Source organism: Georgenia halophila, from assembly GCF_039541595.1.
The window spans coordinates 57,045-79,364 of sequence record NZ_BAABGN010000012.1 but is presented as its reverse complement, the minus strand read 5'-3'; the positions used below and the strand labels follow the sequence as shown (position 1 = coordinate 79,364).

Annotated in this window: 21 protein-coding genes and 2 tRNA genes; 19 read left to right on the top strand and 4 right to left on the bottom strand. The window is 70.1% G+C overall.

What is annotated here, in order from left to right; genetic code table 11:
* Window positions 1-32: 32 nt before the first annotated feature.
* The gene (locus tag ABD907_RS14310; protein ID WP_345216947.1) at window positions 33-1,226 is read right to left on the bottom strand and encodes an ROK family protein; all 1,194 of its coding nucleotides are present in this window, start codon (window positions 1,224-1,226) and stop codon (window positions 33-35) included.
* Window positions 1,227-1,330: 104 nt separating this feature from the next.
* Between ABD907_RS14310 and ABD907_RS14305 the strand changes: the two genes are divergently transcribed.
* Genes ABD907_RS14305 through ABD907_RS14285 form a run of 5 tightly spaced genes read left to right on the top strand, consistent with a single transcriptional unit; the run spans window position 1,331 to window position 7,268 of the window.
* Complete coding sequence (locus ABD907_RS14305) at window positions 1,331-2,878, top strand: sugar ABC transporter ATP-binding protein (RefSeq protein WP_345216946.1); 1,548 nt, start codon at window positions 1,331-1,333, stop codon at window positions 2,876-2,878.
* The gene (locus tag ABD907_RS14300) at window positions 2,875-3,921 is read left to right on the top strand and encodes an ABC transporter permease (protein ID WP_425555772.1); all 1,047 of its coding nucleotides are present in this window, start codon (window positions 2,875-2,877) and stop codon (window positions 3,919-3,921) included. Before ABD907_RS14305 ends, ABD907_RS14300 begins: the two co-directional genes overlap by 4 nt.
* 49 nt (window positions 3,922-3,970) lie before the next feature.
* The gene (locus ABD907_RS14295; RefSeq protein WP_345216945.1) at window positions 3,971-5,029 is read left to right on the top strand and encodes a substrate-binding domain-containing protein; all 1,059 of its coding nucleotides are present in this window, start codon (window positions 3,971-3,973) and stop codon (window positions 5,027-5,029) included.
* A 10-nt stretch (window positions 5,030-5,039) separates the two neighbouring features.
* Complete coding sequence (locus ABD907_RS14290) at window positions 5,040-6,248, top strand: Gfo/Idh/MocA family protein (protein ID WP_345216944.1); 1,209 nt, start codon at window positions 5,040-5,042, stop codon at window positions 6,246-6,248.
* Between the two features lie 15 nt (window positions 6,249-6,263).
* Window positions 6,264-7,268 (top strand): sugar phosphate isomerase/epimerase family protein, encoded by a 1,005-nt coding sequence (locus ABD907_RS14285; RefSeq protein WP_345216943.1) that lies wholly within the window; start codon window positions 6,264-6,266, stop codon window positions 7,266-7,268.
* 452 nt (window positions 7,269-7,720) lie between these two features.
* Here the strand turns inward: ABD907_RS14285 and ABD907_RS14280 are convergent, their stop codons facing one another.
* Window positions 7,721-8,221, bottom strand: coding sequence for a hypothetical protein (locus tag ABD907_RS14280; protein ID WP_345216942.1), 501 nt, complete (start codon window positions 8,219-8,221; stop codon window positions 7,721-7,723).
* A gap of 175 nt (window positions 8,222-8,396) precedes the next feature.
* Here ABD907_RS14280 and ABD907_RS14275 point away from each other — a divergent pair.
* Window positions 8,397-8,481: transfer RNA gene (locus ABD907_RS14275), tRNA-Ser, on the top strand.
* A 64-nt stretch (window positions 8,482-8,545) separates the two neighbouring features.
* Here ABD907_RS14275 and ABD907_RS14270 read toward each other — a convergent pair.
* Window positions 8,546-9,604, bottom strand: coding sequence for a hypothetical protein (locus ABD907_RS14270; RefSeq protein WP_345216941.1), 1,059 nt, complete (start codon window positions 9,602-9,604; stop codon window positions 8,546-8,548).
* 166 nt (window positions 9,605-9,770) lie between these two features.
* On the opposite strand from ABD907_RS14270, the gene ABD907_RS14265 reads away from it, so the two are divergent.
* The 7 genes from ABD907_RS14265 (at window position 9,771) to ABD907_RS14235 (ending at window position 17,357) form a co-directional block, all read left to right on the top strand.
* Window positions 9,771-9,859, top strand: a tRNA-Ser gene (locus tag ABD907_RS14265).
* 317 nt (window positions 9,860-10,176) lie between these two features.
* Window positions 10,177-11,304: a 3-deoxy-7-phosphoheptulonate synthase gene (locus ABD907_RS14260; RefSeq protein WP_345216940.1), complete on the top strand. Its 1,128-nt coding sequence runs from the start codon at window positions 10,177-10,179 to the stop codon at window positions 11,302-11,304.
* Between the two features lie 391 nt (window positions 11,305-11,695).
* Window positions 11,696-12,748: an autoinducer 2 ABC transporter substrate-binding protein gene (locus ABD907_RS14255; RefSeq protein WP_345216939.1), complete on the top strand. Its 1,053-nt coding sequence runs from the start codon at window positions 11,696-11,698 to the stop codon at window positions 12,746-12,748.
* 55 nt (window positions 12,749-12,803) lie between these two features.
* Window positions 12,804-14,360, top strand: a complete 1,557-nt coding sequence (locus tag ABD907_RS14250) for a sugar ABC transporter ATP-binding protein (protein WP_345216938.1) — start codon at window positions 12,804-12,806, stop codon at window positions 14,358-14,360.
* Window positions 14,357-15,349, top strand: a complete 993-nt coding sequence (locus tag ABD907_RS14245; protein ID WP_345216937.1) for an ABC transporter permease — start codon at window positions 14,357-14,359, stop codon at window positions 15,347-15,349. Before ABD907_RS14250 ends, ABD907_RS14245 begins: the two co-directional genes overlap by 4 nt.
* On the top strand, window positions 15,346-16,449 hold the full coding sequence (locus ABD907_RS14240; RefSeq protein ID WP_345216936.1) for an ABC transporter permease: 1,104 nt from the start codon (window positions 15,346-15,348) through the stop codon (window positions 16,447-16,449). Before ABD907_RS14245 ends, ABD907_RS14240 begins: the two co-directional genes overlap by 4 nt.
* 47 nt (window positions 16,450-16,496) lie before the next feature.
* Entirely contained in the window at window positions 16,497-17,357 is an 861-nt protein-coding gene (locus tag ABD907_RS14235; RefSeq protein WP_345216935.1) for a sugar phosphate isomerase/epimerase family protein, read from the top strand.
* A 23-nt stretch (window positions 17,358-17,380) separates the two neighbouring features.
* Here the strand turns inward: ABD907_RS14235 and ABD907_RS14230 are convergent, their stop codons facing one another.
* Complete coding sequence (locus ABD907_RS14230; RefSeq protein ID WP_345216934.1) at window positions 17,381-18,157, bottom strand: SDR family NAD(P)-dependent oxidoreductase; 777 nt, start codon at window positions 18,155-18,157, stop codon at window positions 17,381-17,383.
* Window positions 18,158-18,388: 231 nt separating this feature from the next.
* Between ABD907_RS14230 and ABD907_RS14225 the strand changes: the two genes are divergently transcribed.
* From ABD907_RS14225 to ABD907_RS14200, 6 genes are read left to right on the top strand one after another with little or no spacing between them, the layout of a single operon-like run.
* A complete protein-coding gene (locus ABD907_RS14225) occupies window positions 18,389-19,048 on the top strand; it encodes a hypothetical protein (RefSeq protein WP_345216933.1) in 660 nt (219 codons plus the stop codon).
* Window positions 19,045-20,106 carry an SRPBCC family protein gene (locus ABD907_RS14220; RefSeq protein WP_345216932.1) on the top strand — a complete coding sequence of 354 codons (1,062 nt, stop codon included), beginning with the start codon at window positions 19,045-19,047 and terminating at the stop codon, window positions 20,104-20,106. Before ABD907_RS14225 ends, ABD907_RS14220 begins: the two co-directional genes overlap by 4 nt.
* Window positions 20,103-20,513 (top strand): gas vesicle protein GvpJ, encoded by a 411-nt coding sequence (gene gvpJ, locus ABD907_RS14215; protein ID WP_345216931.1) that lies wholly within the window; start codon window positions 20,103-20,105, stop codon window positions 20,511-20,513. The genes ABD907_RS14220 and gvpJ overlap by 4 nt, the downstream gene beginning before the upstream one ends.
* On the top strand, window positions 20,510-21,265 hold the full coding sequence (locus ABD907_RS14210) for a GvpL/GvpF family gas vesicle protein (RefSeq protein WP_345216930.1): 756 nt from the start codon (window positions 20,510-20,512) through the stop codon (window positions 21,263-21,265). Before gvpJ ends, ABD907_RS14210 begins: the two co-directional genes overlap by 4 nt.
* A gap of 3 nt (window positions 21,266-21,268) precedes the next feature.
* Window positions 21,269-21,523, top strand: a complete 255-nt coding sequence (locus ABD907_RS14205; RefSeq protein WP_345216929.1) for a gas vesicle protein GvpG — start codon at window positions 21,269-21,271, stop codon at window positions 21,521-21,523.
* The gene (locus tag ABD907_RS14200) at window positions 21,520-22,305 is read left to right on the top strand and encodes a gas vesicle protein GvpO (protein WP_345216928.1); all 786 of its coding nucleotides are present in this window, start codon (window positions 21,520-21,522) and stop codon (window positions 22,303-22,305) included. The genes ABD907_RS14205 and ABD907_RS14200 overlap by 4 nt, the downstream gene beginning before the upstream one ends.
* Window positions 22,306-22,320 lie beyond the last annotated feature (15 nt).

Sequence of the window (22,320 nt, the reverse complement as noted above, 5' to 3'; positions counted from 1 at the left end):
GCCCTCGATCCTCGGATCGCTCCCGGAAGCGGCTACCGCGCCAGCTCCCGGGCGATCCCCGCGTCGATGGCGGCGGGGGAGAGAACGTGCTGGGAGGCCATGGCGGCCGCGCCGAGCACGCCGGACCGGCCGCCGGTCCGGGAGGGCACCAGCCGCAGGTGCTGGGTGGCCAGCGGCAGCGAGCGGCGGTAGACGACCTCGCGGATCCCCGCGAGCAGGTGCTCCCCGGCCTCCGCGACCAGGCCACCGATGACGATGACCGACGGGTTGAGGAGGTTCACGCAGGCGGCGAGTACGGCGCCGATCTCGCGGCCCGCCTCGCGCACCGCCTTGGTGGCCTCGAGGTTTCCCGCGCGCACGAGGGTGACCAGCTCGCGGCCGTCGTGCACGTCGAGCCCGGTCGCCCGCAGGCGATCGGCGACGGCGCGCCCACTGGCCACCGCCTCGAGGCAGCCGACGTTGCCGCACCGGCACGCGGCGTCGCTCACGTGCGGGACGGCGATGTGGCCGAGGTCCCCGGCACCGCCCTGCGCGCCGCGGCGCAACTTGCCGTCGCTGATGACCCCCGCCCCGATGCCGGTGGCCACCTTGACGAAGAGGAGGTCCTGGACGCCGGGCCAGACCGCGTCGTGCTCACCCAGCGCCATCAGGTTGACGTCGTTGTCGACGAGGACCGGCACCGCGAACGACTCCCCGAGGTGCGCCGGTACGTCGTAACCGTCCCACCCGGGCATGATCGGCGGACTCACCGGCCGGCCGGTCGAGTGCTCGACCGGTCCGGGCAGGCCGACCCCCACCGCCACGAGGTCCTCGCCGCGGCCGCTGTCCGTCAGCAGTCCACGGCCCAGGGCGACGACCCGCTCGAGCACCGGTTCCGGACCGTCCGCGATGACCATCGGCTCCTCGGCCTCGGCGAGGACGGATCCGGCGAGGTCGGTGAGCGCGAGCCGCGCGTGCACCGCCCCCAGGTCGACGGCGAGCACGAGCCAGGCGGCGGGGTTGAACGCGAAGGTGGCGGGAGGGCGGCCACCGGTGGAGGACGCCTCGCCCGTCGGCGCCACGAGGCCGGCGGCCAGCAGCGACTCCAGACGGGAGGCGATCGTCGAGCGCGACTGACCGGTCCGAGCCGCGATCTCGGCCCGCGTCCGCGGCTGCCCGTCGAGCAGCAGCTGGAGCAGCTCGCCGGCGCCGTTCGGACGGGGAAGGGTCGTGGCTGTCTCGGTCATGGCCACAGTCAAGCACTCCATTCTGGCTCGGCACGCCACATAACATGTCGATAACAGCGCAACTTTTGCTTGACGGTACTCCGAAGTCTGTTAGGTTCGCCACCATGACCGACGAAGGCGTGGCGAAGCCGCCACCGCTCCTCCACATGGAGGACATCGTGAAGACGTTCCCGGGCGTGCGTGCGCTCGACGGCGTCGACCTGGAGATCGCCGCGGGCGAGGTGCACTGCCTCCTCGGCCAGAACGGTGCCGGCAAGTCGACGCTGATCAAGGTGCTCGCCGGGGCCTACCAGCCGGACGCCGGCCGCATCCGCTGGGAGGGCGACGAGGTCACCATCGCCTCGCCCACCGCGGCGCTGGAGCTCGGCGTGGCGACGATGTACCAGGAGCTGGACGTCGTCGACGGCCTGACCGTCACGGAGAACGTCTACCTCGGTCACGAGCTGTCCTCCGGCGGGTTCCTCCGCCGCCGGAGGGCTCAGGCCCACACCCGTGAGCTGCTCCGGCAGCTGGGGCACCCGGAGATCCCGCCCGGGCGTGAGGTCGGGCGGCTCTCCGCGGCGGGCATGCAGATCGTGTCGATGGCGCGCGCGCTCTCCCGGGACGCGAAGGTGATCGTCATGGACGAGCCGTCCGCCGTCCTCGACCCCGAAGAGGTCCAGAACCTCTTCGCTGTCGTCCGGGCGATCACCGCACGAGGCGTCGCCGTCGTCTACATCTCGCACCGGCTCGAGGAGATCCGCCAGATCGGGGATCGCATCACCGTGCTCAAGGACGGACGCACCGTCGCGCGCGGGCTGCCGGTCGGCGAGACACCCACGTCACAGCTGATCCAGCTGATGACCGGCCGGAAGGTCGAGGCCGTGCTACGCGACAAGGGGAACGCCGACGGCGCGGCGCAGGCCGCGGAGACAGCCGAGCCGCCCGTGCTCGAGGTGGACCACCTGACCCTGCCCGGCGCGTTCGAGGACATCAACCTCGCCGTCCGGGCCGGCCAGATCGTCGGCCTCGCCGGGCTCGTCGGGTCGGGGCGCTCGGAGATCCTCGAGACGATCTACGGCGCCCGGAAGGCGACGTCCGGAACGGTGCGGGTGCGCGGCGAGGCGTTGCGGGCCGGCTCGGTGCCCTCCGCCGTCGGCCGAGGGATCGGCCTGGCGCCGGAGGAGCGGAAGAGCCAGGGGCTGCTGCTCGACCAGCCCGTGTACCGGAACATCACGCTCTCGACCTTCACGCGCTTCGCGCGGAGCGGGTTCCTCGACGAGCCGGCCGAACGCGCGGCGGCGGGGGAGCAGGCCGAGGCCCTGCATCTGTCACCGCCCGACGTCGACCGCTCCATGCGGACCCTCTCCGGCGGCAACCAGCAGAAGGCCATGCTCGCCCGGTGGCTGGTCCACGGCTGCGACGTCCTGCTGCTCGACGAACCCACACGCGGCGTCGACGTCGGCGCCCGCGCCGAGATCTACACCCTGATCAACGAGCTGACCCGCCAGGGCACGGCCGTCCTCCTGGTCTCCAGCGAGATCGAGGAGGTGCTCGCGCTGGCGGACGAGGTGCTCGTCATCGCCGACGGCCGCGCCGTGCACCGCGGCCCCGCCGGAGAGATCGACGAGCACGGCGTGCTCGACCTCGTCATGGAAGGAGCGCCCGCGTGAGCGAGCACGACCAGGCCACCAGGAAGCCCGAACCCCCCGCCGCCGACGCGTCCGGCGCCGACCTCGAGAGCCCGACCCGGACCAGGGGAGGAGGCCTGGGGCTCGGCCGCAGCCTCGGGCTCGTGGTCGCCCTCGCACTCCTCGTCGTCGTCGGGGTCCTGACCGCCGGCGAGCGGTTCGTCAGCATCGACAACATCATGACGATCCTGCGCGCCGCCGCCGTGCTCGGCGTCGTCAGCATCGGCATGACCTTCGTGATCACCGGCGGCGGCATCGACCTGTCCGTCGGGTCAGTGCTCGGCCTGGCCACCATCTGGGCCACGACCGTGGCGACCCAGACGATGGCCGAGCAGACCCACTGGATCGTCATGGTCGGCTGCGCACTCGCGGTCGGCGCCGGCGCCGGCGTCATCAACGGCGTGCTGGTCGCCTACGGCCGCGTCGTTGCCTTCATCGCGACGCTGGCCATGATGGTGGGCGCCCGCGGCCTGGCCGAGGAGATCGCCAACCGGCGCACGTGGGTGGTGGAGGTCGACCCGTTCCTGGACTTCTTCCGCGCTGACTTCCTCGGCGTGACGCTGATCGTGTGGATCTTCGCCGCCGTGGCGGTCGCCGGATGGGTGCTGCTCAACCGAACCACCTTCGGGCGGCGGACCATCGCCGTCGGAGGCAACCCGGAGGCCGCGCGCCTGGCCGGCATCAACGTCCGGCGCCACACCGTCTACCTCTTCGCGATCGCCGGCCTCGCCGCCGGCATCGGCGCGGTCATGATGCTCGCCCGCACCGGTGCCGGATCGTCCACCAACGGCTTTCTGATGGAACTCGACGCGATCGCCGCCGTCGTGGTCGGCGGCACGCTGCTCGCGGGCGGCCGCGGCACCATCATGGGCACCGTGCTCGGCGTCCTCCTCTTCCAGACGCTCACCAATGTCTTCGTCCAGAACAACATCTCGCCCTCGGTCCAGAGCGTGGTCAAGGGCGCGATCATCGTCGTTGCCGTGCTGCTCCAGCAGCGCTTCGCGAACCGGTCCCGCGCCACCTAGCCGCCACCGCCGAACTCGTCCCCAGCTCGCCCGTTCAAGGAGGAATGTCATGTCCCGGAACCCACGCCGACGGCTGCTCGCCGTCACCACCCTCGCCTCGGCAGCACTGCTGGTCGGTTGCACGTCGAACGAGCCGCAGGCCGAGCCCACCGACGGCGGTCAGGAGGGTGGCAACACCCAGGAGGCGCCCGCCGGCTCCAACGATGAGACCGGCGAGACCGTCACCATCGGCTTCTCCGCCCCCGCCGCCGACCACGGATGGATGGGCGCCATCACCAGCCAGGCGATCGCCGAGGCCGAGAAGTTCGAGGACGTCGAGCTCCAGGTCGCGGAGGGCACCAACGACGTCAACCTCCAGATCAGCCAGGTCGAGCAGTTCATCAACCGCGGCGTCGACGCCATCGTCATCCTGCCGTTCGACGGCGCGGCGCTGACCAACGTCGCCACCCAGGCCATGGAGGCCGGTATCCCCGTCATCAACGTCGACCGCGAGTTCACCAGCCCGTTCGCGGCGCGCACCACGATCCTCGGCGACAACTACGGCATGGGCGTCTCAGCAGGCACCTACATCTGCGAACGCCTGGGTGACCAGCCGGACGCCGTGGTCGCCGAGATCGCCGGTATCGACAGCCTGCCGCTGACGCAGGACCGCAGCCAGGGCTTCGCCGACGCGCTCGAGGATTGCGGGCTCGACGTCGACAACCGCGTCGCCGCCGACTTCACCGTCCAGGGCGGGGAGTCCGCCACGTCGAGCCTGCTCCAGGCCGCGCCGGAGATCGACGCCATCTGGAACCACGACGACGACCAGGGTGTCGGCGTCCTGAGCGCCATCCAGAACGCCGGCCGCGACGAGTTCTTCATGGTCGGTGGCGCGGGATCGGCCAACATGATGGAGGAGATCCAGTCCGGCGACTCCGTCGTCGAGGCGACGGTCATCTACCCGTCGACGCAGGCCGCGGACGGCGTGCGCCTGGCCCGGCTGCTCGCTCAGGGCAAGGCGATGAGCGACCTCGTCGAGGTCGAGGTGCCGCGGATGATCCAGCTCCACGCACCCGTCGTGACCGAGGAGAACGTGGAACAGTACCTGCCGCACGCATTCGAGTCCTGAGGGAGGCTGCATGTCTGAGACTGCGAGGCCGCGCCTCGGCGTGGCGATGGTCGGGTACTCGTTCATGGGACGGGCCCACTCCCAGGCCTGGCGCGTGGCGCCGCGCTTCTTCGACCTACCGATGGCGCCCGACATGGCGGTGCTCGTCGGGCGCAGCGCCGACGCGGCGAACGCCGCCGCCGAGCAGCTCGGCTGGGGCGGCGTCGAGACCGACTGGCGCCGGGCCATCGAGCGCGACGACGTCGACCTCGTCGACATCTGCACGCCGGGGGACACCCATGCCGAGATCGCTCAGGCGGCGCTCGCTGCCGGCAAGCACGTGCTCGTGGAGAAGCCGATGGCGAACTCCGTGGCCGAGGCGGAGGCCATGGTCCAGGCAGCACGCCAGGCCCGTGCCGGCGGCGTCCGGTCGATGGTGGGCTTCACCTACCGCCGGGTGCCCGCGATCCAGCTCGCGAGGCAGCTCGTCGAGGAGGGTCGCATCGGCGAGGTCCGCCAGGTCCGCGCCCAGTACCTGCAGGACTGGCTCGCCGACGCCGAGGCCCCGCTGTCCTGGCGCCTCGACAAGGATAAGGCCGGTTCCGGGGCCCTGGGGGACATCGGTGCGCACATCGTCGACCTCACCCAGTTCATCACCGGGCAGACCTTCGCCGGCGTCTCGGGCATGCTCGAGACGTTCGTGAAGGAACGGCCGGTGGCGGAGAGCTTCAGCGGTCTGCACGGCACCGCCGGGACGGAGCGTGGTCCGGTGACGGTCGACGACGCGGCGCTGATCACCGCGCGGCTGTCCTCCGGCGCCCCGGCCATCCTCGAGGCCACCCGCTACGCGTGGGGGCGGAAGAATGCCATGCGCATCGAGATCAGCGGGACCACCGGCTCGCTGGCGTTCGACTTCGAGGACATGAACCAGCTGCACCTCTACGACGCCGCCGACGAGCCCCGCACCGCAGGCTTTCGGCGGATCCTCGTCACCGAGCCGGACCACCCGTACATCGAGGGCTGGTGGCCGCCCGGCCACGGCCTCGGGTACGAGCACGGCTTCGTGCACCAGGTCGTCGACCTCGTCGGCGCCCTGGCCGCCGGGGAGGATCCTGCGCCGTCGTTCGAGGACGGTCTGCACGTCCAACGGGTGCTGGACGCCGTCGAGAAGTCCAGCGCCGAGCAGAGTGTGTACACCGAGGTTCCGGCCCCGGCCGGCGGCGGACCGGCCGCCCACTGAAGGAGGCACAGCACCATGGCAAGACCTGTCACCCTGTTCACCGGCCAGTGGGCCGACCTGCCCTTCGAAGAGGTGGCGCGGCTCGCCTCCGGCTGGGGATACGACGGCCTGGAGATCGCCTGCTGGGGCGACCACCTCGACCCGTGGCGCGGCGCGGAGGACGACGACTACATCCAGGAGCGCCGGGACATCCTCGACCGCTACGGCCTCAAGGTCTGGGCGATCTCCAACCATCTCAAGGGCCAGGCGGTCTGCGACGACCCCATCGACCAGCGCCATCGCGACATCCTCCCGCACCGGATCTGGGGCGACGGCGAGCCCGAGGGCGTCCGTCAGCGTGCGGCCGAGGAGATGAAAATGACCGCCCGCACGGCCGCACGGCTGGGTGTGGAGACGGTCGTGGGCTTCACCGGCTCGGCGATCTGGAAGTACGTGGCGATGTTCCCGCCCGTGTCGGAGGAGCTGGTCGAGGCGGGCTACCGCGACTTCGCCGACCGGTGGAACCCGATCCTCGACGTCTTCGACGAGGTGGGCGTGCGGTTCGCCCACGAGGTGCACCCCTCCGAGATCGCCTACGACTACTGGACGACGGTGAAGACCCTGGAGGTCATCGGCCACCGGGAGGCGTTCGGCCTGAACTGGGACCCGAGCCACTTCGTCTGGCAGGACCTCGACCCCGTGGGCTTCATCTGGGACTTCCGTGACCGGATCTACCACGTCGACTGCAAGGACGCGAAGCGCCAGGTCGGTAACGGCCGCAACGGCCGGCTGGGCTCGCACCTTCCGTGGGCGGACCCGCGGCGCGGGTGGGACTTCGTCTCCACCGGCCACGGCGACGTGCCGTGGGAGGCCGCGTTCCGGATGCTCAACACCATCGGGTACGAGGGGCCGATCTCCGTGGAGTGGGAGGACGCCGGCATGGACCGCCTCGTCGGGGCGCCTGACGCGCTGCAGTTCGTGCGGGCGAACGCCTTCGACGCGCCCTCCGGGGCGTTCGACTCCGCCTTCTCGACCCGCTAGCCGCGACTCGTTGAGCCGCGCGACCACGGTCGCCCAGCGCAGTGGCGCGGTCATCCGACGCAACGGCGGGAGAAGCGAAGGACTCTCCTGCCGGATCACCGCCGTTGGTCAGCGGCGCCTGCGAGAATGCCGCCACCGCTGCGGCGCGCTCCCCGAACCTCCCGCCAGAGCCCCGATGCCAGCCGGCACCGTCGCCCAGGGGCAACGGCGGGAGAAGCGAAGGAATCTCCTGCCGGATCGCCGCCGTTGGTCAGCGGCGCCTGCGGGAACGCCGCCACCGCTGCGGCGCGCTCCCCGAACCTCCCGCCAGAGCCCCGAGGCCAGCCGGCACCGTCGCCCAGGGGCAACGGCGGGAGAAGCGAAGGAATCTCCTGCCGGATCGCCGCCGTTGGTCAGCGGCGCCTGCGGGAACGCCGCCACCGCTGCGGCGCGCTCCCCCGCGACCAGCGCGCTCAGCGGACCGGCTGACCGCCCCAGCTCTGGCGGGCCACCGGCCTGGGCAGGCGCTGACGCGAGCGCGAGCGCTGCCACGCCACCAGGCCGGCGAGCGCGCCGCCCACCAGCGGGAGAACGATGAAGGCCAACAGCTGGCGGAGGCCCAAGGGCACGGTGAACAGCTCGCTGCTGAATCCCATGAGCACCAGGCCAAGCAGGAGGAATGCGACCGGGCCGGCGAGCGCGAAGCCCAGGACGAACCAGCGGAACCTCGCCCCCTCGGGAAGCAGCACGGCGGGCACGATGAACGCCAGCGCGGCCGAGACGAGGAAGGGGACGAAGCCGACGATCGCGAAGATCCACGTCGGCAGGGCGTCGCCCGTCCACCCCTGCGCGGGGTCCCGGAGCGCGTCCTCGACGATCGACATGATGACGATGGCCACCGCCCATACGAGCGCGTAGGCCAACGCCGCGAGCAGTATGTCGCTCGGGCGAAGTGCCCGAGGTCGAGCAGGCATGCATCCTCCAAGTGGCTCTGGCCCTGGGCGGAGGCTACCTGGGGCGGCTCGTGGCCCGTGCGCGGCTTCCATGGTGCGGGTCGTGCCGTGGGTCCGCTGTCCACCCGCCTCGGTGTGGCAAGGCCGGGGCGACCGTACACTGGTCGGCGCTGCCGCGCGGTCACCGCGCGGCGGGGGAGGGCTGACAGAGCGGCCGAATGTGACGGTCTTGAAAACCGTTGTGGGGCAACCCACCAAGGGTTCGAATCCCTTGCCCTCCGCAGAACGCCATGGCTGACCGGTCTTAGGCTCGCCGGATCGCCGAACGTTCCCGCCCTGTCTCGGTCAGCCGGACTTCTCCCATCCCGAGGTCTGGGCGCGCCGCTGGTACGTGCGGCGTGAGAAGACTGCCTCGCGCACGTCCTGGTCCCCGTCCCAGGTGGAGCCGAGAGCGCCGGCAACCATGCCCATGGATGCGGACAGCCATGCCAGCGCCAGGTAGTCGACAAGACTCGCGGGCTCGCCGAGCTGCTGCGACATGTACTCGCCGTCGATCACGGCGAGTGCGCCGACGAGAATCAACAGGTACAGCAGCACGTACATCATTGCGACGGCGGCGGTCACGGTGGCGAGCATGCTCGCGTTGTGGATCACGGTTCCAGGTGCGAGCCCGTCCCGTTCCCAGAGGCCGTTGTACGCGATGAGCCACGTGGACATGACAGCGATCGCCAGGAGGCCGACGAGCGCCAGGCGTAGCGGGCTCGACGCATGAGCCATGCTCCAGATGCTGGAGTAGAAGATGCCGAAGGCTCCCGTTCCAGCGGCCGCGGCGGTCGCGCTCGACAGCGCGGGCGCAAGCCGCCACGGTCGATTTGTGCGCACCATGCCGAGGAGGAGGCGTGTGTAGCCACGAAGTCCCGTGACCTGGAGCATCACGTTGCCGTCGTCGACACGTATCGTGCGACGGACCGGGCCAAGGGCGCGGTCCGTCGCGCCGGGGCGATCGCTCAACGCGTCGTCGTCGCCCTCTACCAGGGCCTTGACCGCTGCCAGCACCGTCTTGCGCGTCCGCTGACGGAGCGCCAGACCCAGCGAGGGTCCAGAGATCAGAACTGCCCTGTGCTCGGGCATGAGGTCGGCGACGAACGCTGCGTGGTCGACCAGCCGTGGCAGGTCGCTCAGGTAGACCAGCATGTCGCAGCCCAGCCGACCGCGCAGCTCTGCGGCGTAGGCATCGAGGGGTATGCGCCCATCGTCGTCGAGCGGGACCGACTCGCGCGCCACGACGGTCGTCCATTCGATTCCGTCGTCGGCTTCGGAGGTAAGTTTCTGCTCGAGAGCCGGGGCCAGGTCGTCCAAGACCTTCAGCGGTAGTTCGGACTCCGCGAGCAGACCGATCCTCATGTGATGTACCGATTCCTTTCCCGCGACGCCGCGCACCATGATGCTGCGGCATCGCGGTGTACGCGAGACGGGCCGCCGGAACGCGAGGCATCACCCTGGTGTCAGATCCCACTGCTCGTGGCTTTTTGCCGGGCCCTTCGCGGCAGGTAGCCTGTCCTACGGACTTGGAGACGTCGCATAGTCTGGTCTAGTGCGCGGCCCTGCTAAGGCCGTGACGGGGCAACCCGTCCGTGGGTTCGAATCCCACCGTCTCCGCTCTTCGAAGCTCCCGGATCGCACCGCGGTCCGGGAGCTTCTTCGCTCGGCGGGCTACTGATGGTCATGCGGGTGGACGAGCCACCGCCCGACGGCGTACGGTTCCCGCCGTGAACACCCGTTGGTATTGGCGCTTTTCGCCGGCTCCGGTAGGAGCTCGGCGGGCTCGCGCCTGACCGACACCCCCACCGGAGCCAGCACAGGGCCTGGGACGCGCGGCGTCCGGGCCCTTCGTCGTCGGACGGGCCTGGTCGGGTACGGGACACGGACGGCGACGTCGCCGGACCGCCAGCCCACGCCATGACCAGGAGCTACCCATGAGCACGACGACGGATCGAACCACCGAGCTGCAGGCCAGCACCAGCGACCTGCGCATCCGGGCACTGGACCCGTTGCCCGCACCGCGCGAGCTTTGTGAGGACCTGCCGCTCGGCACCCGCCGCGGCGACCTCGTCGCCACGACCAGGCGCGAGGTCCGCGACGTGCTGCGCGGCGAGGACGACCGTCTGCTCGTCGTCGTCGGGCCTTGCTCGGTGCATGACCCGGCTGCGGCGCTGGAGTACGCGCGCCGGCTGGCCGCCGTCGCCCGTGAGCACGCGGACGACCTCGTGGTCGTGATGCGGGTGTACTTCGAGAAGCCGCGCACCACCGTGGGCTGGAAGGGTCTGATCAACGACCCGCACCTGGACGGCTCGCACGACGTGCACCACGGCCTGCGCCTCGCGCGGGAGGTCCTGCTCGGCGTGCTCGACGCCGGGGTGCCGGCTGCGTGCGAGTTCCTGGAGCCCACCTCTCCGCAGTACCTCGCCGACGCCGTCACCTGGGGCGCGATCGGCGCGCGCAACCCGGAGTCGCAGGTCCACCGCCAGCTCGCGTCGGGCCTGTCGATGCCGATCGGGTTCAAGAACGCCACCGACGGCGACGTGCAGGCCGCCGTCGACGGGTGCATCACCGCCGCCAGCGAGCACATCTTCTTCGGCGCCGACGGGCAGGGCCGCGCCGCCGCCGTGCGGACCACGGGCAACCCCGACTGCCACGTCATCCTGCGTGGCGGTCGCGGCGGACCGAACTACGGTGCGGCCGAGGTCGCCGCCGCGCTGGAGGTGGCGCGCCGCTCCGCACTCGACGGAGCCGTCGAAACCGGTCTGGTCATCGATGCCTCGCACGGCAACTCCGGCAAGGACCACGTGCGCCAGGCGCAGGTCGTCGAGGAGATCGCCACGCGGCTCGCGGCCGGCGAGAGCGGTGTCACCGGCATCATGATGGAGAGCTTCCTCGAGGCCGGCCGTCAGGAGCCCGGGCCTCTCCCGCACCTGTCCTACGGCAAGTCGGTCACCGACGCCTGCATGAGCTGGCCCACCACGGAGGGGCTGCTGGCCGAGCTGGCCGCCGCCGTGCGGGACCGCCGTTCGGTCCCCGGCCAGCCCTCGCGGCGCGAGAGCTAGCCGGGGATGTCGCGCGGGCCCGGTCACCGCCCGCCTCGACGGCCCCCGCCTTCGTCGGGGCGGCCATGAACGGCTCGTTCTCGCCCTCGACGCGGCTGTGCCACTGGTCGTCCTGACAGTAGGTCTCGACGTCACCGTTGGGCATCGGTGCTCCTGAGTCCTCGGTCGGCTGCGGACCCTTGAGCAGGTCAAAAGGCAGGGGCCTCTGCCTGTCGACGCACGGTCGTTCCGTGATGCGATCCGTCCACGAGGACGGTCGGTACGGGAGTATCTTCGCAACTGGTCGTCTCTCCGACCGACAACGCAGTTCACATGTTCCCCGGACCGCGTGGCTCGTACGGGCCGTGCGATTCACCCCAGACGCCGACGCGGCCGTCACAGGAGGTTCGTCATGAGGATTCGCAGAGCTCGTGCCGCCATGGTCGCCGGAGCGGCCGCCGCACTCGCGGTCGCCGGGTGCACCGAGCGGGCCGCCGACGACGGTGGAGGAGGCGACGGTGGTGGGGGCGCCGAAGGCGGCGGAGGCGACGAGGAGGTCAGCGTCGCCTTCGTGCCGAAGATCCAGGGCATCCCTTACTTCGAGGCCATGAACACCGGCGGTCAGGCGGCCGCCGAGGAGATCGACGGCCTCGAGTGGATCTATCAGGGACCCACGACGGCGGATCCCGCCGCCCAGACCGACATCGTCCGCTCGCTCATCCAGCAGCAGGTCGACGTCATCATCGTCGCTCCGAACGACCCCGACTCCATGGCCCCAGTGCTGCAGCAGGCCAAGGATGCCGGCATCCACGTGGCCACCTCCGACACCGACGCGCCGAACTCGGTGCGGGAGGTCTTCGTCAGCCAGGCGTCCGCCCAGGGGATCGGCGAGTATGTGGTCGACACCCTCGTCGAGGCCATGGGCGGCTCCGGTCAGTACGCGATCGTCTCCTGCGGTGAGACGGCGGAGAACCTCAACACCTGGATCGAGGTCGAGCGCGAGTACACCGCCTCGGAGTATCCGGACGTCGAGATCGTCGACGTCGTCTACGCCGGCGAGGACCAGGCGCGGGCCACGGAGATGGCCACAGATCTCATGAACGCCAACCCCGACCTGACGGGACTGGTCGGGCAGTGCACCACCTCGGCTCCCGGTGTCGCGCAGGCCGTGCGGGACGCGGACCGCATCGGCGAGGTCTTCACCGTCGGCGTGGGGACGCCGCAGTCGATGGCGCCCTATCTGGAGGACGGCTCGTCCTCGGGCTCGATCCTGTGGGACGTGGAGAACCTCGGCTACCTCACCGCGTGGGCCGGCGTCCAGCTCGCGCGGGGCAACGAGTTCCAGCCGGAGAACGACGTCAGCGAGGAGATCACCGGAGTCACCTACGACGAGGAGACGAAGGAGCTGCTGCTCGGGCCGCCGCTGGTCCTCACCGAAGAGAACGTGGACGACTTCGACTACTGACGGCTACTGCCCCGCCCAGCCACGGCCGGGCGGGGCGCCGCTGAGGAGCACATCGATGCCATCCAAAGACGAGACCGAGTCGCTCCTGTCGTTGCGCGGGGTCACGAAGAGGTTCGGTGGCGTCCGCGCGGTCCGGCACGCCGACCTGACGGTCATGCCGGGACAGGTGCACGCCATCGTCGGCGAGAACGGCGCGGGCAAGTCCACGGTCATCAAGATCCTCTCCGGCGCCGAGCAGCTCGACACCGGGACGATCACCTTCGACGGCAGGCGCACACAGATTCGCGGCCCAGCCCACGCCATCGAGCTGGGCATCGCGACCGTCTACCAGGAGGCCCAGCTCTTCCCCGAGCTGCCCGTCGCGGAGAACATCTACGTCGGCCGGGAGATCCGCCGGGGCGCACGGGTCGACTGGGCCGAGCAGAACCGGCACGTGGTCGAGCTCCTCGGACGGCTCGACCTGCCCTCCTCCCTGGCCACCCGGGCGATCGGCACGCTCTCCGCCGCCGAGCAGCAGCAGGTCTCGATCGCCAAGGCGCTGTCCCGGGACGTACGCGTGCTCATCCTCGACGAGCCTTCCGCCATCCTGACCCAGGCGGAGATCGACGTCCTCTTCGCCGCCATCCGCCGACTCGCCGAGGACGGGGTGGCGATCATCTACATCTCGCACCGCCTCGACGAGCTCTTCTCGATCGCCGACGTCGTCACGGTCATGCGCGACGGCGACACACTGGGCACCTACGACATCAAGGACATGGACGTCCGCGGGATCGCCGAGCTCATGGTGGGTGGGGAGATCCTCGAGGGCAGCCACGACCGGAAGCCGGCCGAGGGCGAGCCACGCCTCGGCCTTTCCGGCCTGGCGTCCGAGGACCGGTTCAAGGACGTCGACCTGACGGTCGCGTCCGGTGAGGTCGTCGTTCTCTACGGGCTCGTGGGGTCCGGCGTCGCCGAGATCGCCTCCGCCGTTTACGGCGTTCAGCCGATCACCGACGGCACCATGACGCTCGAGGGACGCCCGGTGCGGCCCCGGTCGCCGCGGCACGCGCGTTCGCTGGGCATCCACCTCCTTCCGGGCAACCGCAAGGCCGGCGGGATGTTCACCTTCCAGTCGGTGGCGTTCAACATCTCGGTCGGCAACCTCCAGGTCTTCCGGCGATTCGGAGGCTGGATGGACCGTGGCCGGGAGAAGGACGTCGCGCACGACCTCGTCAAACGCCTCGACATCAAGACACCGCACGAGCGCATGCCGGTCTCCAGCCTCTCCGGCGGCAACGCGCAGAAGGTGGTCCTCGCCAGGCAGCTCGTCGAGCGTCCCTCCGTCCTCGTGCTCGTCGAACCCACCCAGGGCGTCGACATCGGGGCCAAGGAGGAGATCCACCTGATCATCGGCGAGCTGGCCGAGGCAGGGACCGCCGTGCTGGTGACCACCTCCGACCTCGGTGAGGCGATCCGCATCGCCGACCGACTCGTCGTCATCCGCGACGGCGAGGTGTTCGCCGAGTTCCCGCCCAGCGCACGCCAGTCCGAGGTGCTCGCCGCGGCCGCCGGTGAGCACGCCGAGGACCCCGGTGACGCCAAGAACCCCGACGGTCAGGAGCTGGCCTCATGACGAGTCTCGCCGTCGGGCGCAGGCGCGAACGCGTCCTGCCACCACCGGTGACCGGCCAGGAGGCCGTGCTCCTCGGGGTCATCGCGGTCATCTGGGTGCTGCTCGGGGTCTTCACGCCCGCGTTCCTCTCCGACAACTCGATCCAGCCGCTGCTGGTCAGGCTCGCGCCGATCGGAGTGATGGCGGTCGGGATGACCCTCGTCATCATCAGCGGCGGGATCGACATCTCCGTGGCGGCCTCGCTCATGGTGTGCTCGGTCGTCACCGCCAAGCTGCTGGTGAGCACCGGCATGCCGATGCTGCCCGCTCTGGCGATCTCCCTCGCGCTCGGCGGCCTGCTCGGCGCCATCAACGGCGTGCTCATCGCCTACGGGCGCGTGCACGCCATCATCATCACGTTCGGCACCGCGAACCTGTTCCTGTTCCTCGGCCTGCGGATCTTCGACTCGCAGACCGTGAACAACATCCCCAACACCTTTTCCTTCCTCAGCCGGGGGGAGGACGGACGGACCCTCGGCGTCCCGCACAGCTTCCTGCTCATGTTCGCCATCGTCGTGGTCGCCTGGTGGTACGTCCGCCACGTCGCCAGCGGACGGCACTTCTTCGCCATCGGCGGTGACCAGCACTCCGCGCGGCTCGCCGGCATCCCCGTCGAGCGGCGGATCATGAGCGCCTACATCATCACCGGAGTGCTCGTCGGCCTCGCCGCCTGCATGACGCTCGCCGGTGGCACCTCGACCCTCGACCAGAACGTCGGTTCGGGCCAGGAGCTGGCCGTCATCGCCGCCGTCGTCATCGGCGGCACGTCGATCATGGGCGGCCGCGGCTCGGTGCTCGGCAGCGTGCTGGGCGCCCTCCTCGTCCAGACCGTCCGATCCGGCGTCACGCAGATGGGGTGGCCGACACAGCTGGCGAACCTCTTCGTCGGACTGTTCATCATCATCGCGGTCGGCGCGGACCTGATGCGGCAACGGAGGCGAGCACGATGACCACGACCACCCCACCCTCCACACCACCCTCCGCGCCGGTCGAGGCGCCCGGGGAGCGCCAGGAGTCCCTCGTGTCCCGGGTGCTGCGCGCCCTGGCGACCCAGCGGGTGGTGCTGCTCGTCGTCCTGCTAGCCGCCGTCGTCGCCGTGATGTTCACGCTCGACGCCGCGGGCCAGCTCTCGGCGTCGTACAACTTCGACTACATGTCGGCCGTTCTCATCAACGCGGTGCCGCTGACGATGCTCGCCCTGGCGGAGCTCGTCGTGATCCTCACCGGCCGGGGCTCCATCGACCTCTCGGTCGGCTCCATCGTGTCCCTCGCCGGGATGTCCTTCGGGTTCACCTACGGCGTGTGGGGCTGGTCCCTGCCGGTCGCCGTCGTCGCGACGGTGCTCTTCGGCGCGCTGCTCGGCGCGTTCAACGGCCTACTCGTCGCCTGGTTCGGCTTCCCGGCCCTCATCGCGACCCTGGCCACCTACTACGCGTACTGGTCGATCGCGCTGGTCATCAACGACCAGCAGCCGATCAACACCGAACCCATTCAGGGTCTGTACTCCCTCTCGCGGGCCGTCGAGCTGCCCCTCATCGGGTCCTACGTGCCGCTCGTGCCCGGCGGGGTCTTCCTCTTCCTGCTGCCCACGGTCGTCGTCGTCTGGCTGCTCGTGTCCCGTTCCCTCTACGGCCGTAAGCTCTACGCCATCGGCACCAACGACGTCGCGAGCATGTGGGCGGGTCTCGACGTGCGCTGGACCCGGGCCTGGGCGTTCATCATCTCCGGTGCCATCTCTGGCCTGGTCGCCGTCGTCACCGTCTCGCAGTTCGCCTCGGCACGGCCCGACGCCGGGTCCACGGGCAGCGGCATGGCGCTGCCGGCCATCACCATCGCCGTGCTCGGTGGCGTGGCCATCACGGGCGGCATCGGGCGGGTGGCAGGCGTGGTGCTCGCGGCGCTGCTGATCGTCTGGCTCGACGCCGGGATCCTGCTCCTCTTCGCCGGGAACATCGCCTCGCAGCTCCAGCTGCTGGCGCTGGGTCTCATCCTCGTCGGTGCGGCACTGCTCAACGGGCTGACGTCGAGAAAGTACGGGGTCACCGCCTGAGCGCACGTCCGTGCACCACCAGCGACCGTCCACGAAGGAGCGATTCCATGAGGTTCGGCATTCACAGCATGGTCTGGGTCGGCGAGTGGAGCGAGCCCAGCGCCCGCTTCGCGATCGAGTCGACGGCGAGGGCCGGGTACGACCTGATCGAGCTGACCGCGATGGACCCGTCCCAGGTGGACGTCGAGATGACGTCGCAGCTGCTCGCCGAGCACAGGCTCGGGGCCTCGGTCTCGTTGGGTCTGGATGCCTCGACGGACGTCTCCAGCGAGGACGAGGAGATCGTCGCGGCCGGTCGGCAGCGGCTCAGGGATGCCCTGCACCTCGTCCGGGACGTCGGCGGCGACATGCTGTGCGGCGTGATCTACTCGGCGCTGCGCAAGTACGACTCGCCGGCCACGGCGCGCGGAGTGGCGAACTCGCAGGCCGTCATCGGTGAGCTCGCCGACGAGGCGGCACAGTCGGGCATCCGGCTCGGTCTGGAGTTCTGCAACCGCTACGAGACCAACATCCTCAACACGACCGGGCAGACCCTGGCGTACATCGACGAGGTCGGCCGGCCCAACGTCACGGCCCACCTGGACACCTACCACATGCACATCGAGGAGGCGGGCATGCGTGAGCCCGTGCTGGCCGCCGCACGGGCCGGCCGGCTCGGATACGTCCACGTGGGGGAGTCGCACCGCGGTCCGCTCGGGACCGGCAACGTCCGCTGGGACGACTTCCTGCCGGCGCTCCTCGAAGCCGGCTACGACGGCGTCGTCACGTTCGAGTCGTTCTCCTCCGAGGTGGTCAACCCGGCGCTGTCGGGGACGCTGGCGATCTGGCGGAACCTGTGGAGCGACAACCACGGGCTCGCGGCCGGGGCGCGGGAGTTCCTCGCCGAGCGGCTGGAGAGCCCCGCCTGATCCGGTGGCAGAGCCGCCCGGGCTCAGCCATCCGGGTGGTTCTCGGACAGGTGACGCATGAAGAGCCGCGGCCCGGCCAAGGCCCCGCCGTCGATCGGGAGGGTGACGCCGGTGATCCAGCCGGCCTCGGCCGAGGCTAGGAAGGCGATAGCGGCGGCGACCTCGTTGGGCTCGCCGATCCGCCCGAGCGGGTAGAGCAGCGGGAGCCGCTCCATGCTGCCGGGCTGGGAGTTCCAGACGCGGGTGCGGATGGAGCCCGGCGCGACGACGTTGAACCGGATGCCCTCGGGTCCGTACCGGACGGCGAGGTTCTGGGCGAGGTTCGAGAGTCCGGCCTTGGCGGCCCCGTACGGCTCCTCACCGAAGGCGGCCAGCCCGTTCACCGAGGAGACGATCACGACCGCGGGCCGGCCGCTGCGGCGCAGCAGCGGAACTGCCGCCCGGATGCAGCGCATCACCCCGCCGAGGTTGAGGTCGACCAGGTCGTGCCACTGCTGGTCGCTCAGCTCGGCGAAGTCGGGCAAGGGGCTCGAGCCGCCCGCGACCGTGACGAGCTGGTCGAGCCGGCCGTACCGCTCACCCACGGTGGCTACGGCGTCGTCCACCGAGCCGGTGTCGCGCACGTCGCAGGACACTGCGAGCGCCCGGTCACCCAGCTCGTCGGTGAGTCGTGCTGCGGCGTCGAGGTCGCGGTCGGCGATCACCACCGTGGCGCCTTCGTCATGCAGCCGCCGCGCGGTGGCCGCGCCGATGCCGTGCGCGGCCCCGGTGACGAAGACGACCTGATCGGTGTACCGCATGCGTTCTCCCTCGTACGAGCGGACTCGTCAAAACCTAACGGAGTGAGGCTCGGTCCTGGGTGTAGTGGATACGTCGACGCGTCGAGAGCTCGGGGCCCGCCGTCCGACTCATGACCCGGACCTGCGGCTTTCTCTCTCCGCAGGCGCGGTAGATCGGCCTGTGCCATTCTGCCGAAACGGGGGGCCTGTGCAGTGACAGTCATGCTGGACGACCCGAGACCAGGAGCAGCCGTGGACAACAAGCTCAAGTTTGCCGGGATGTTGGCGGGTGGGTATCTGCTCGGCCGAACCCGGAAGATGAAGACGGCGCTGATGCTCGCCGCGACCGTCGGCGCGAAGCAGTTGCGGGACAGTCCGTCACGGGAACTGACGGAGCTGCGCAACTCGGTGCTCGGCTCGCCGGAGGTGAAGCGGCTGACCGGCGAGGTCTCCGGCCGGCTGACCGAAGCCGGGAAGGCGGCCGCGATCGCCACCGCGACCAGGAGCGTCGAGTCGCTGAGTACGAACCTCCAGGAGCGGACCGAGAAGTTGCAGGCGGAGTCGCCGAGCCGGCGGCAGCCCGAAGGTTCCGACGAAGAGGGTGAGCCGACCGACGGCGGTGCCGCGGAGGAGTCGTCCGGTCAGGGCGAGGAGCCGGCGTCGGAGGAGCCGTCCGGTCAGGGCGAGGAGCCGGCGTCGGAGGAGCCGGTTGATGAGGGTGAGGAGCCGGCGTCGGAGAAGCCGGCTGATGAGGGCGAGCCGACCGACGGCGGTGCCACGGACGAGCCGGTTGATGAGGGCGAGCCGACCGACGGCGGTGCCACGGACGAGCCGGTTGATGAGGGCGAGGCGCCGTCGGCGCAAGAGAGCGACCAGCCCCAATCTGGTCGAGGCGAAGGAGCAACGTCATGAACGGCCCGTCCACGAAGTCAACCAGAGCCACCGCCGGGAGCGCGCCGTTGTCCCAGCTGAAGGACTCGGCGAGCGGCTACGCGACTGCGCTCGGCGGCAGGTTCGTCGACAAGCTGACGGACAAGGTCAGCGGCCTGTCCGACCGCCTGCAGAACTACGCCGAGGGAACCGCCGGCAGTGGTGCGACGAGCGCCATGCAGGAGGGGGCCGAGAAGCTCGCCCAGGGCGAGTCACCGGTCAAGGCAGGACTTGCCGGAGCCGCGACCGGTGTCAAGGAGACGGTCAAGAACGCCTTCGGCGGAGGCGGCGGCGCTGGCGGTGGTGGCAAGAAGTTCAAGTTCAACAACATCGTCGAGAGCTTCGACGTCGGCGCACCGGTCGACGTGGTCTACAACGCCTGGACCGAGTATGACGGTTGGCCCGACTTCATGAAGAAGCTGGAGCATGCCGAGCTCGACGAGGACCGCGGAAAGGTCACGTTCAAGGGACAGGTGTTCTGGTCGCACCGTCAGTGGGAGACCACGATCAAGAACCAGGTTCCCGGCAAACGGATCGTGTGGGACTCGACGGGCGCCAAGGGCCACATCAGCGGCGTCGTGACGTTCCATGCGCTGGGTGAGGATCTCACGCGCATCGTCCTGGTCGCGGAGTACCACCCGCAGGGCTTCGTGGAAAAGACCGGAAACATCTGGCGTGCCGCCAACCGACGGATCCGGCTCGAGCTGAAGTTCTTCGTCCGACACGTGATGACGGACGTGGTCCTGCATCCGGAGGACAGCGAGGGCTACCGCGCCGAGATCCAGGACAAGGAGATCACGCGCAGCCACGACGAAGTCGTCGAGGAGGAGCAGCAGGCCGGCGACGCCGGAGGAGAGTCCAGCGGTGAGCGACCCTCCGGCGAGGAGCGGGGCGGCCAAGAACAGGGCCAAGAACAGGACGAGGGACCGCAGGATGACGGTGAGGAAGCGGCCGAGGACCCGGCAGAAGGGGCCGCCGAGGGCACCGACGAAGAGTACGAGGTAGGCGACAACGAGGAATCCACGAAGGAGTCATCATGAGCCAGGCCACCACGACACGGCAGCGCGGCAGCTACGTCGACCGCCCGTCGAGCTCGTCGCTGGCGGACGTCATCGAGATCATTCTGGACAAGGGGCTGGTCATCGACGCCTACGTCCGAGTCTCGCTCGTGGGTATCGAGGTGCTCACCATCGACGCCCGCATCGTCATTGCCAGCGTCGATACCTACCTGCGCTTCGCCGAGGCGACGAACCGGCTCGACCTCACCCAGCAGAGTCGAGACCTCCCCGAGATGATCGAGGACGTGTCGCAGAGCGGTAGCAGCGGGAAGACTCAAGGCGTCATCGGCGGCGTGAAGGAAGCCTTGACCGGCGACGAGGACGAGGGTGGGAAGAAGCAGGAGCCGAAGCAGCCAGAGCGTAGCGGCAGCAGGAAGGGCCAGTCGTGACGGCAACCGCTACCGAGGAGACTGAGGTGTCGCTGTACCTCTACGGCTTCGTCCTGCCCGGCAGCCGCCTCCCCGAGGGCCTGACGGGAGTCGACGACGGCGTGGTCCGCCTCGAGGCGGTCGGCGAGGTGGCCGCGCTCGTATCCGAGATGCCGGACACGGAGATCGTTGGTCGTCCCGCCGAGGTGCGGGCACACAGCACCGTCCTCGACGCGGTCGCGCAGACGTGCTCGGTGTTGCCGGTCCGTTTTGGCACCGCCGTGCCCGACACCGCCTCACTGGCACAGGTTGCCACGGACAGTGATGACGCTTTCGCCGACGAGCTTCGTCGGCTGGCCGACGTCGTTCAGCTCAGCCTCCGCGTTCGATACATCCGGGAGACCGTGATCGCTGAGCTCGTCGACGAAGAGCCAGAGATCCGGGAACTGCGCGAGTCGACCCGCAATCTGTCCGAGGAGGCGAGCTACTACGAGCGCATCCGACTCGGCGAGCTCATCGTCGCAGGCTTCGACCGCAAGCGGGCGGCCGACGCCTCGGCGCTCGAGGAGCAGGTCGCGCCGTTCACCGTGGAGCTGCGCAGACGGGACGAGGCCGACGTCGACGACGTCCTCGCGGCCGCGCTCCTGGTCCGGCGCTCCGAGCTGGGCAGGTTCGAGGACGCGCTCGAGAACATCGCCGCACGGTCGGTGGACCGCATGACCTTCCGGCTCGTCGGCCCGCAGGCACCATACGACTTCGTGGCGGAGGCCTGACCCATGGGCGTCCTGTGGAACCTGCTGTCGTTGCCCCTGGCGCCGGTGCGCGGCACGGTGTGGGTCGCCGAGCAGGTGCTCGAGGAAGCCGAGCGTGAGTACTACGACGCCGGGAACATCCGCCGTCAGCTCGAGGCCGTCGAGGAGGCCCGTGAGTACGGAGAGATCGACGACGCGGAGGCGGAGGCCATGGAGGAGGCCCTCGTGGCCCGACTTATCGAGGCCAACCGTCGCAGCAGGCAAGGAGATGCACGATGAGTGAGCCCGACACCGAGACCTCCACCACGTCCGACCGTCCTCGCCGGCCAGACGAAGGACAGGCGAACCGCCAGACCGACGAGCAGGCGAAGAACAGGACTTCCGAGGGCGGGTCGACGGGTGAGTCGACTCCGCGACGCGACGACGAGGGACGACCGCGGGAGAGCGGCGAGCGTGAACGCCCGCCGCAGTCCGACTCGCAGCCGGCCCGGCAGGACAAGAGCGCGCCGTCGTCCCAGCGGCAGCCGACCGGGCAGGAGAAGGGCGCGTCCTCACCAGAGCGGCAGCCGACCCAGAAGGCAGGCAGAGAGTCCTCGTCCGAGGGGCGGCCCGCGCAGGCGAACAGGCCCGCGCAGGCGAACAGGCCCGCGAAGGAGGACAGGCCCGCGAGGGAGGAACGGGGGGAACGGAGAGATACGTCGTCGTCCGAGCAGAGGCCGGGGGGCAAGCCGGGCCGGTCGGAGGCGGACGAGAGTCCTCAGCAGAAGGACCCACGCGGCAACGACGGGGATCGGCGCGACGAACCACGCCGGCTGAGTGCCGGGCAGGCCGGACGGAAGGCGCTCGAGCAGTTCGCCCAGCTCGGCAACCGAACCATCGAAGGAGTCGTGGGCGTCGAGCACGACCGCGGGAGATGGAAGGTCGTCATCGAGGTGGTCGAGGACCGGCACATCCCGAGCACCTCCGACATCATGGGCGAGTACGAGGTGGAGCTCGACAACGACGGCGAGCTCGTCGCGTACCGCCGCGGAGAGCGGTATGTGCGTGGACGGGCGGGGTAGCCCGGCGTGGTCACC

What these genes read in the sequence shown, in the direction of transcription:
- ABD907_RS14310 (WP_345216947.1), bottom strand. Translation starts at nt 1,226, where the DNA reads ATGACCGAGACAGCCACGACCCTTCCCCGTCCGAACGGCGCCGGCGAG.
- ABD907_RS14305 (WP_345216946.1), top strand. Translation starts at nt 1,331, where the DNA reads ATGACCGACGAAGGCGTGGCGAAGCCGCCACCGCTCCTCCACATGGAG.
- ABD907_RS14295 (WP_345216945.1), top strand. Translation starts at nt 3,971, where the DNA reads ATGTCCCGGAACCCACGCCGACGGCTGCTCGCCGTCACCACCCTCGCC.
- ABD907_RS14290 (WP_345216944.1), top strand. Translation starts at nt 5,040, where the DNA reads ATGTCTGAGACTGCGAGGCCGCGCCTCGGCGTGGCGATGGTCGGGTAC.
- ABD907_RS14285 (WP_345216943.1), top strand. Translation starts at nt 6,264, where the DNA reads ATGGCAAGACCTGTCACCCTGTTCACCGGCCAGTGGGCCGACCTGCCC.
- ABD907_RS14280 (WP_345216942.1), bottom strand. Translation starts at nt 8,221, where the DNA reads ATGCCTGCTCGACCTCGGGCACTTCGCCCGAGCGACATACTGCTCGCG.
- ABD907_RS14270 (WP_345216941.1), bottom strand. Translation starts at nt 9,604, where the DNA reads ATGAGGATCGGTCTGCTCGCGGAGTCCGAACTACCGCTGAAGGTCTTG.
- ABD907_RS14260 (WP_345216940.1), top strand. Translation starts at nt 10,177, where the DNA reads ATGAGCACGACGACGGATCGAACCACCGAGCTGCAGGCCAGCACCAGC.
- ABD907_RS14255 (WP_345216939.1), top strand. Translation starts at nt 11,696, where the DNA reads ATGAGGATTCGCAGAGCTCGTGCCGCCATGGTCGCCGGAGCGGCCGCC.
- ABD907_RS14250 (WP_345216938.1), top strand. Translation starts at nt 12,804, where the DNA reads ATGCCATCCAAAGACGAGACCGAGTCGCTCCTGTCGTTGCGCGGGGTC.
- ABD907_RS14245 (WP_345216937.1), top strand. Translation starts at nt 14,357, where the DNA reads ATGACGAGTCTCGCCGTCGGGCGCAGGCGCGAACGCGTCCTGCCACCA.
- ABD907_RS14240 (WP_345216936.1), top strand. Translation starts at nt 15,346, where the DNA reads ATGACCACGACCACCCCACCCTCCACACCACCCTCCGCGCCGGTCGAG.
- ABD907_RS14235 (WP_345216935.1), top strand. Translation starts at nt 16,497, where the DNA reads ATGAGGTTCGGCATTCACAGCATGGTCTGGGTCGGCGAGTGGAGCGAG.
- ABD907_RS14230 (WP_345216934.1), bottom strand. Translation starts at nt 18,157, where the DNA reads ATGCGGTACACCGATCAGGTCGTCTTCGTCACCGGGGCCGCGCACGGC.
- ABD907_RS14220 (WP_345216932.1), top strand. Translation starts at nt 19,045, where the DNA reads ATGAACGGCCCGTCCACGAAGTCAACCAGAGCCACCGCCGGGAGCGCG.
- gvpJ (WP_345216931.1), top strand. Translation starts at nt 20,103, where the DNA reads ATGAGCCAGGCCACCACGACACGGCAGCGCGGCAGCTACGTCGACCGC.
- ABD907_RS14205 (WP_345216929.1), top strand. Translation starts at nt 21,269, where the DNA reads ATGGGCGTCCTGTGGAACCTGCTGTCGTTGCCCCTGGCGCCGGTGCGC.
- ABD907_RS14200 (WP_345216928.1), top strand. Translation starts at nt 21,520, where the DNA reads ATGAGTGAGCCCGACACCGAGACCTCCACCACGTCCGACCGTCCTCGC.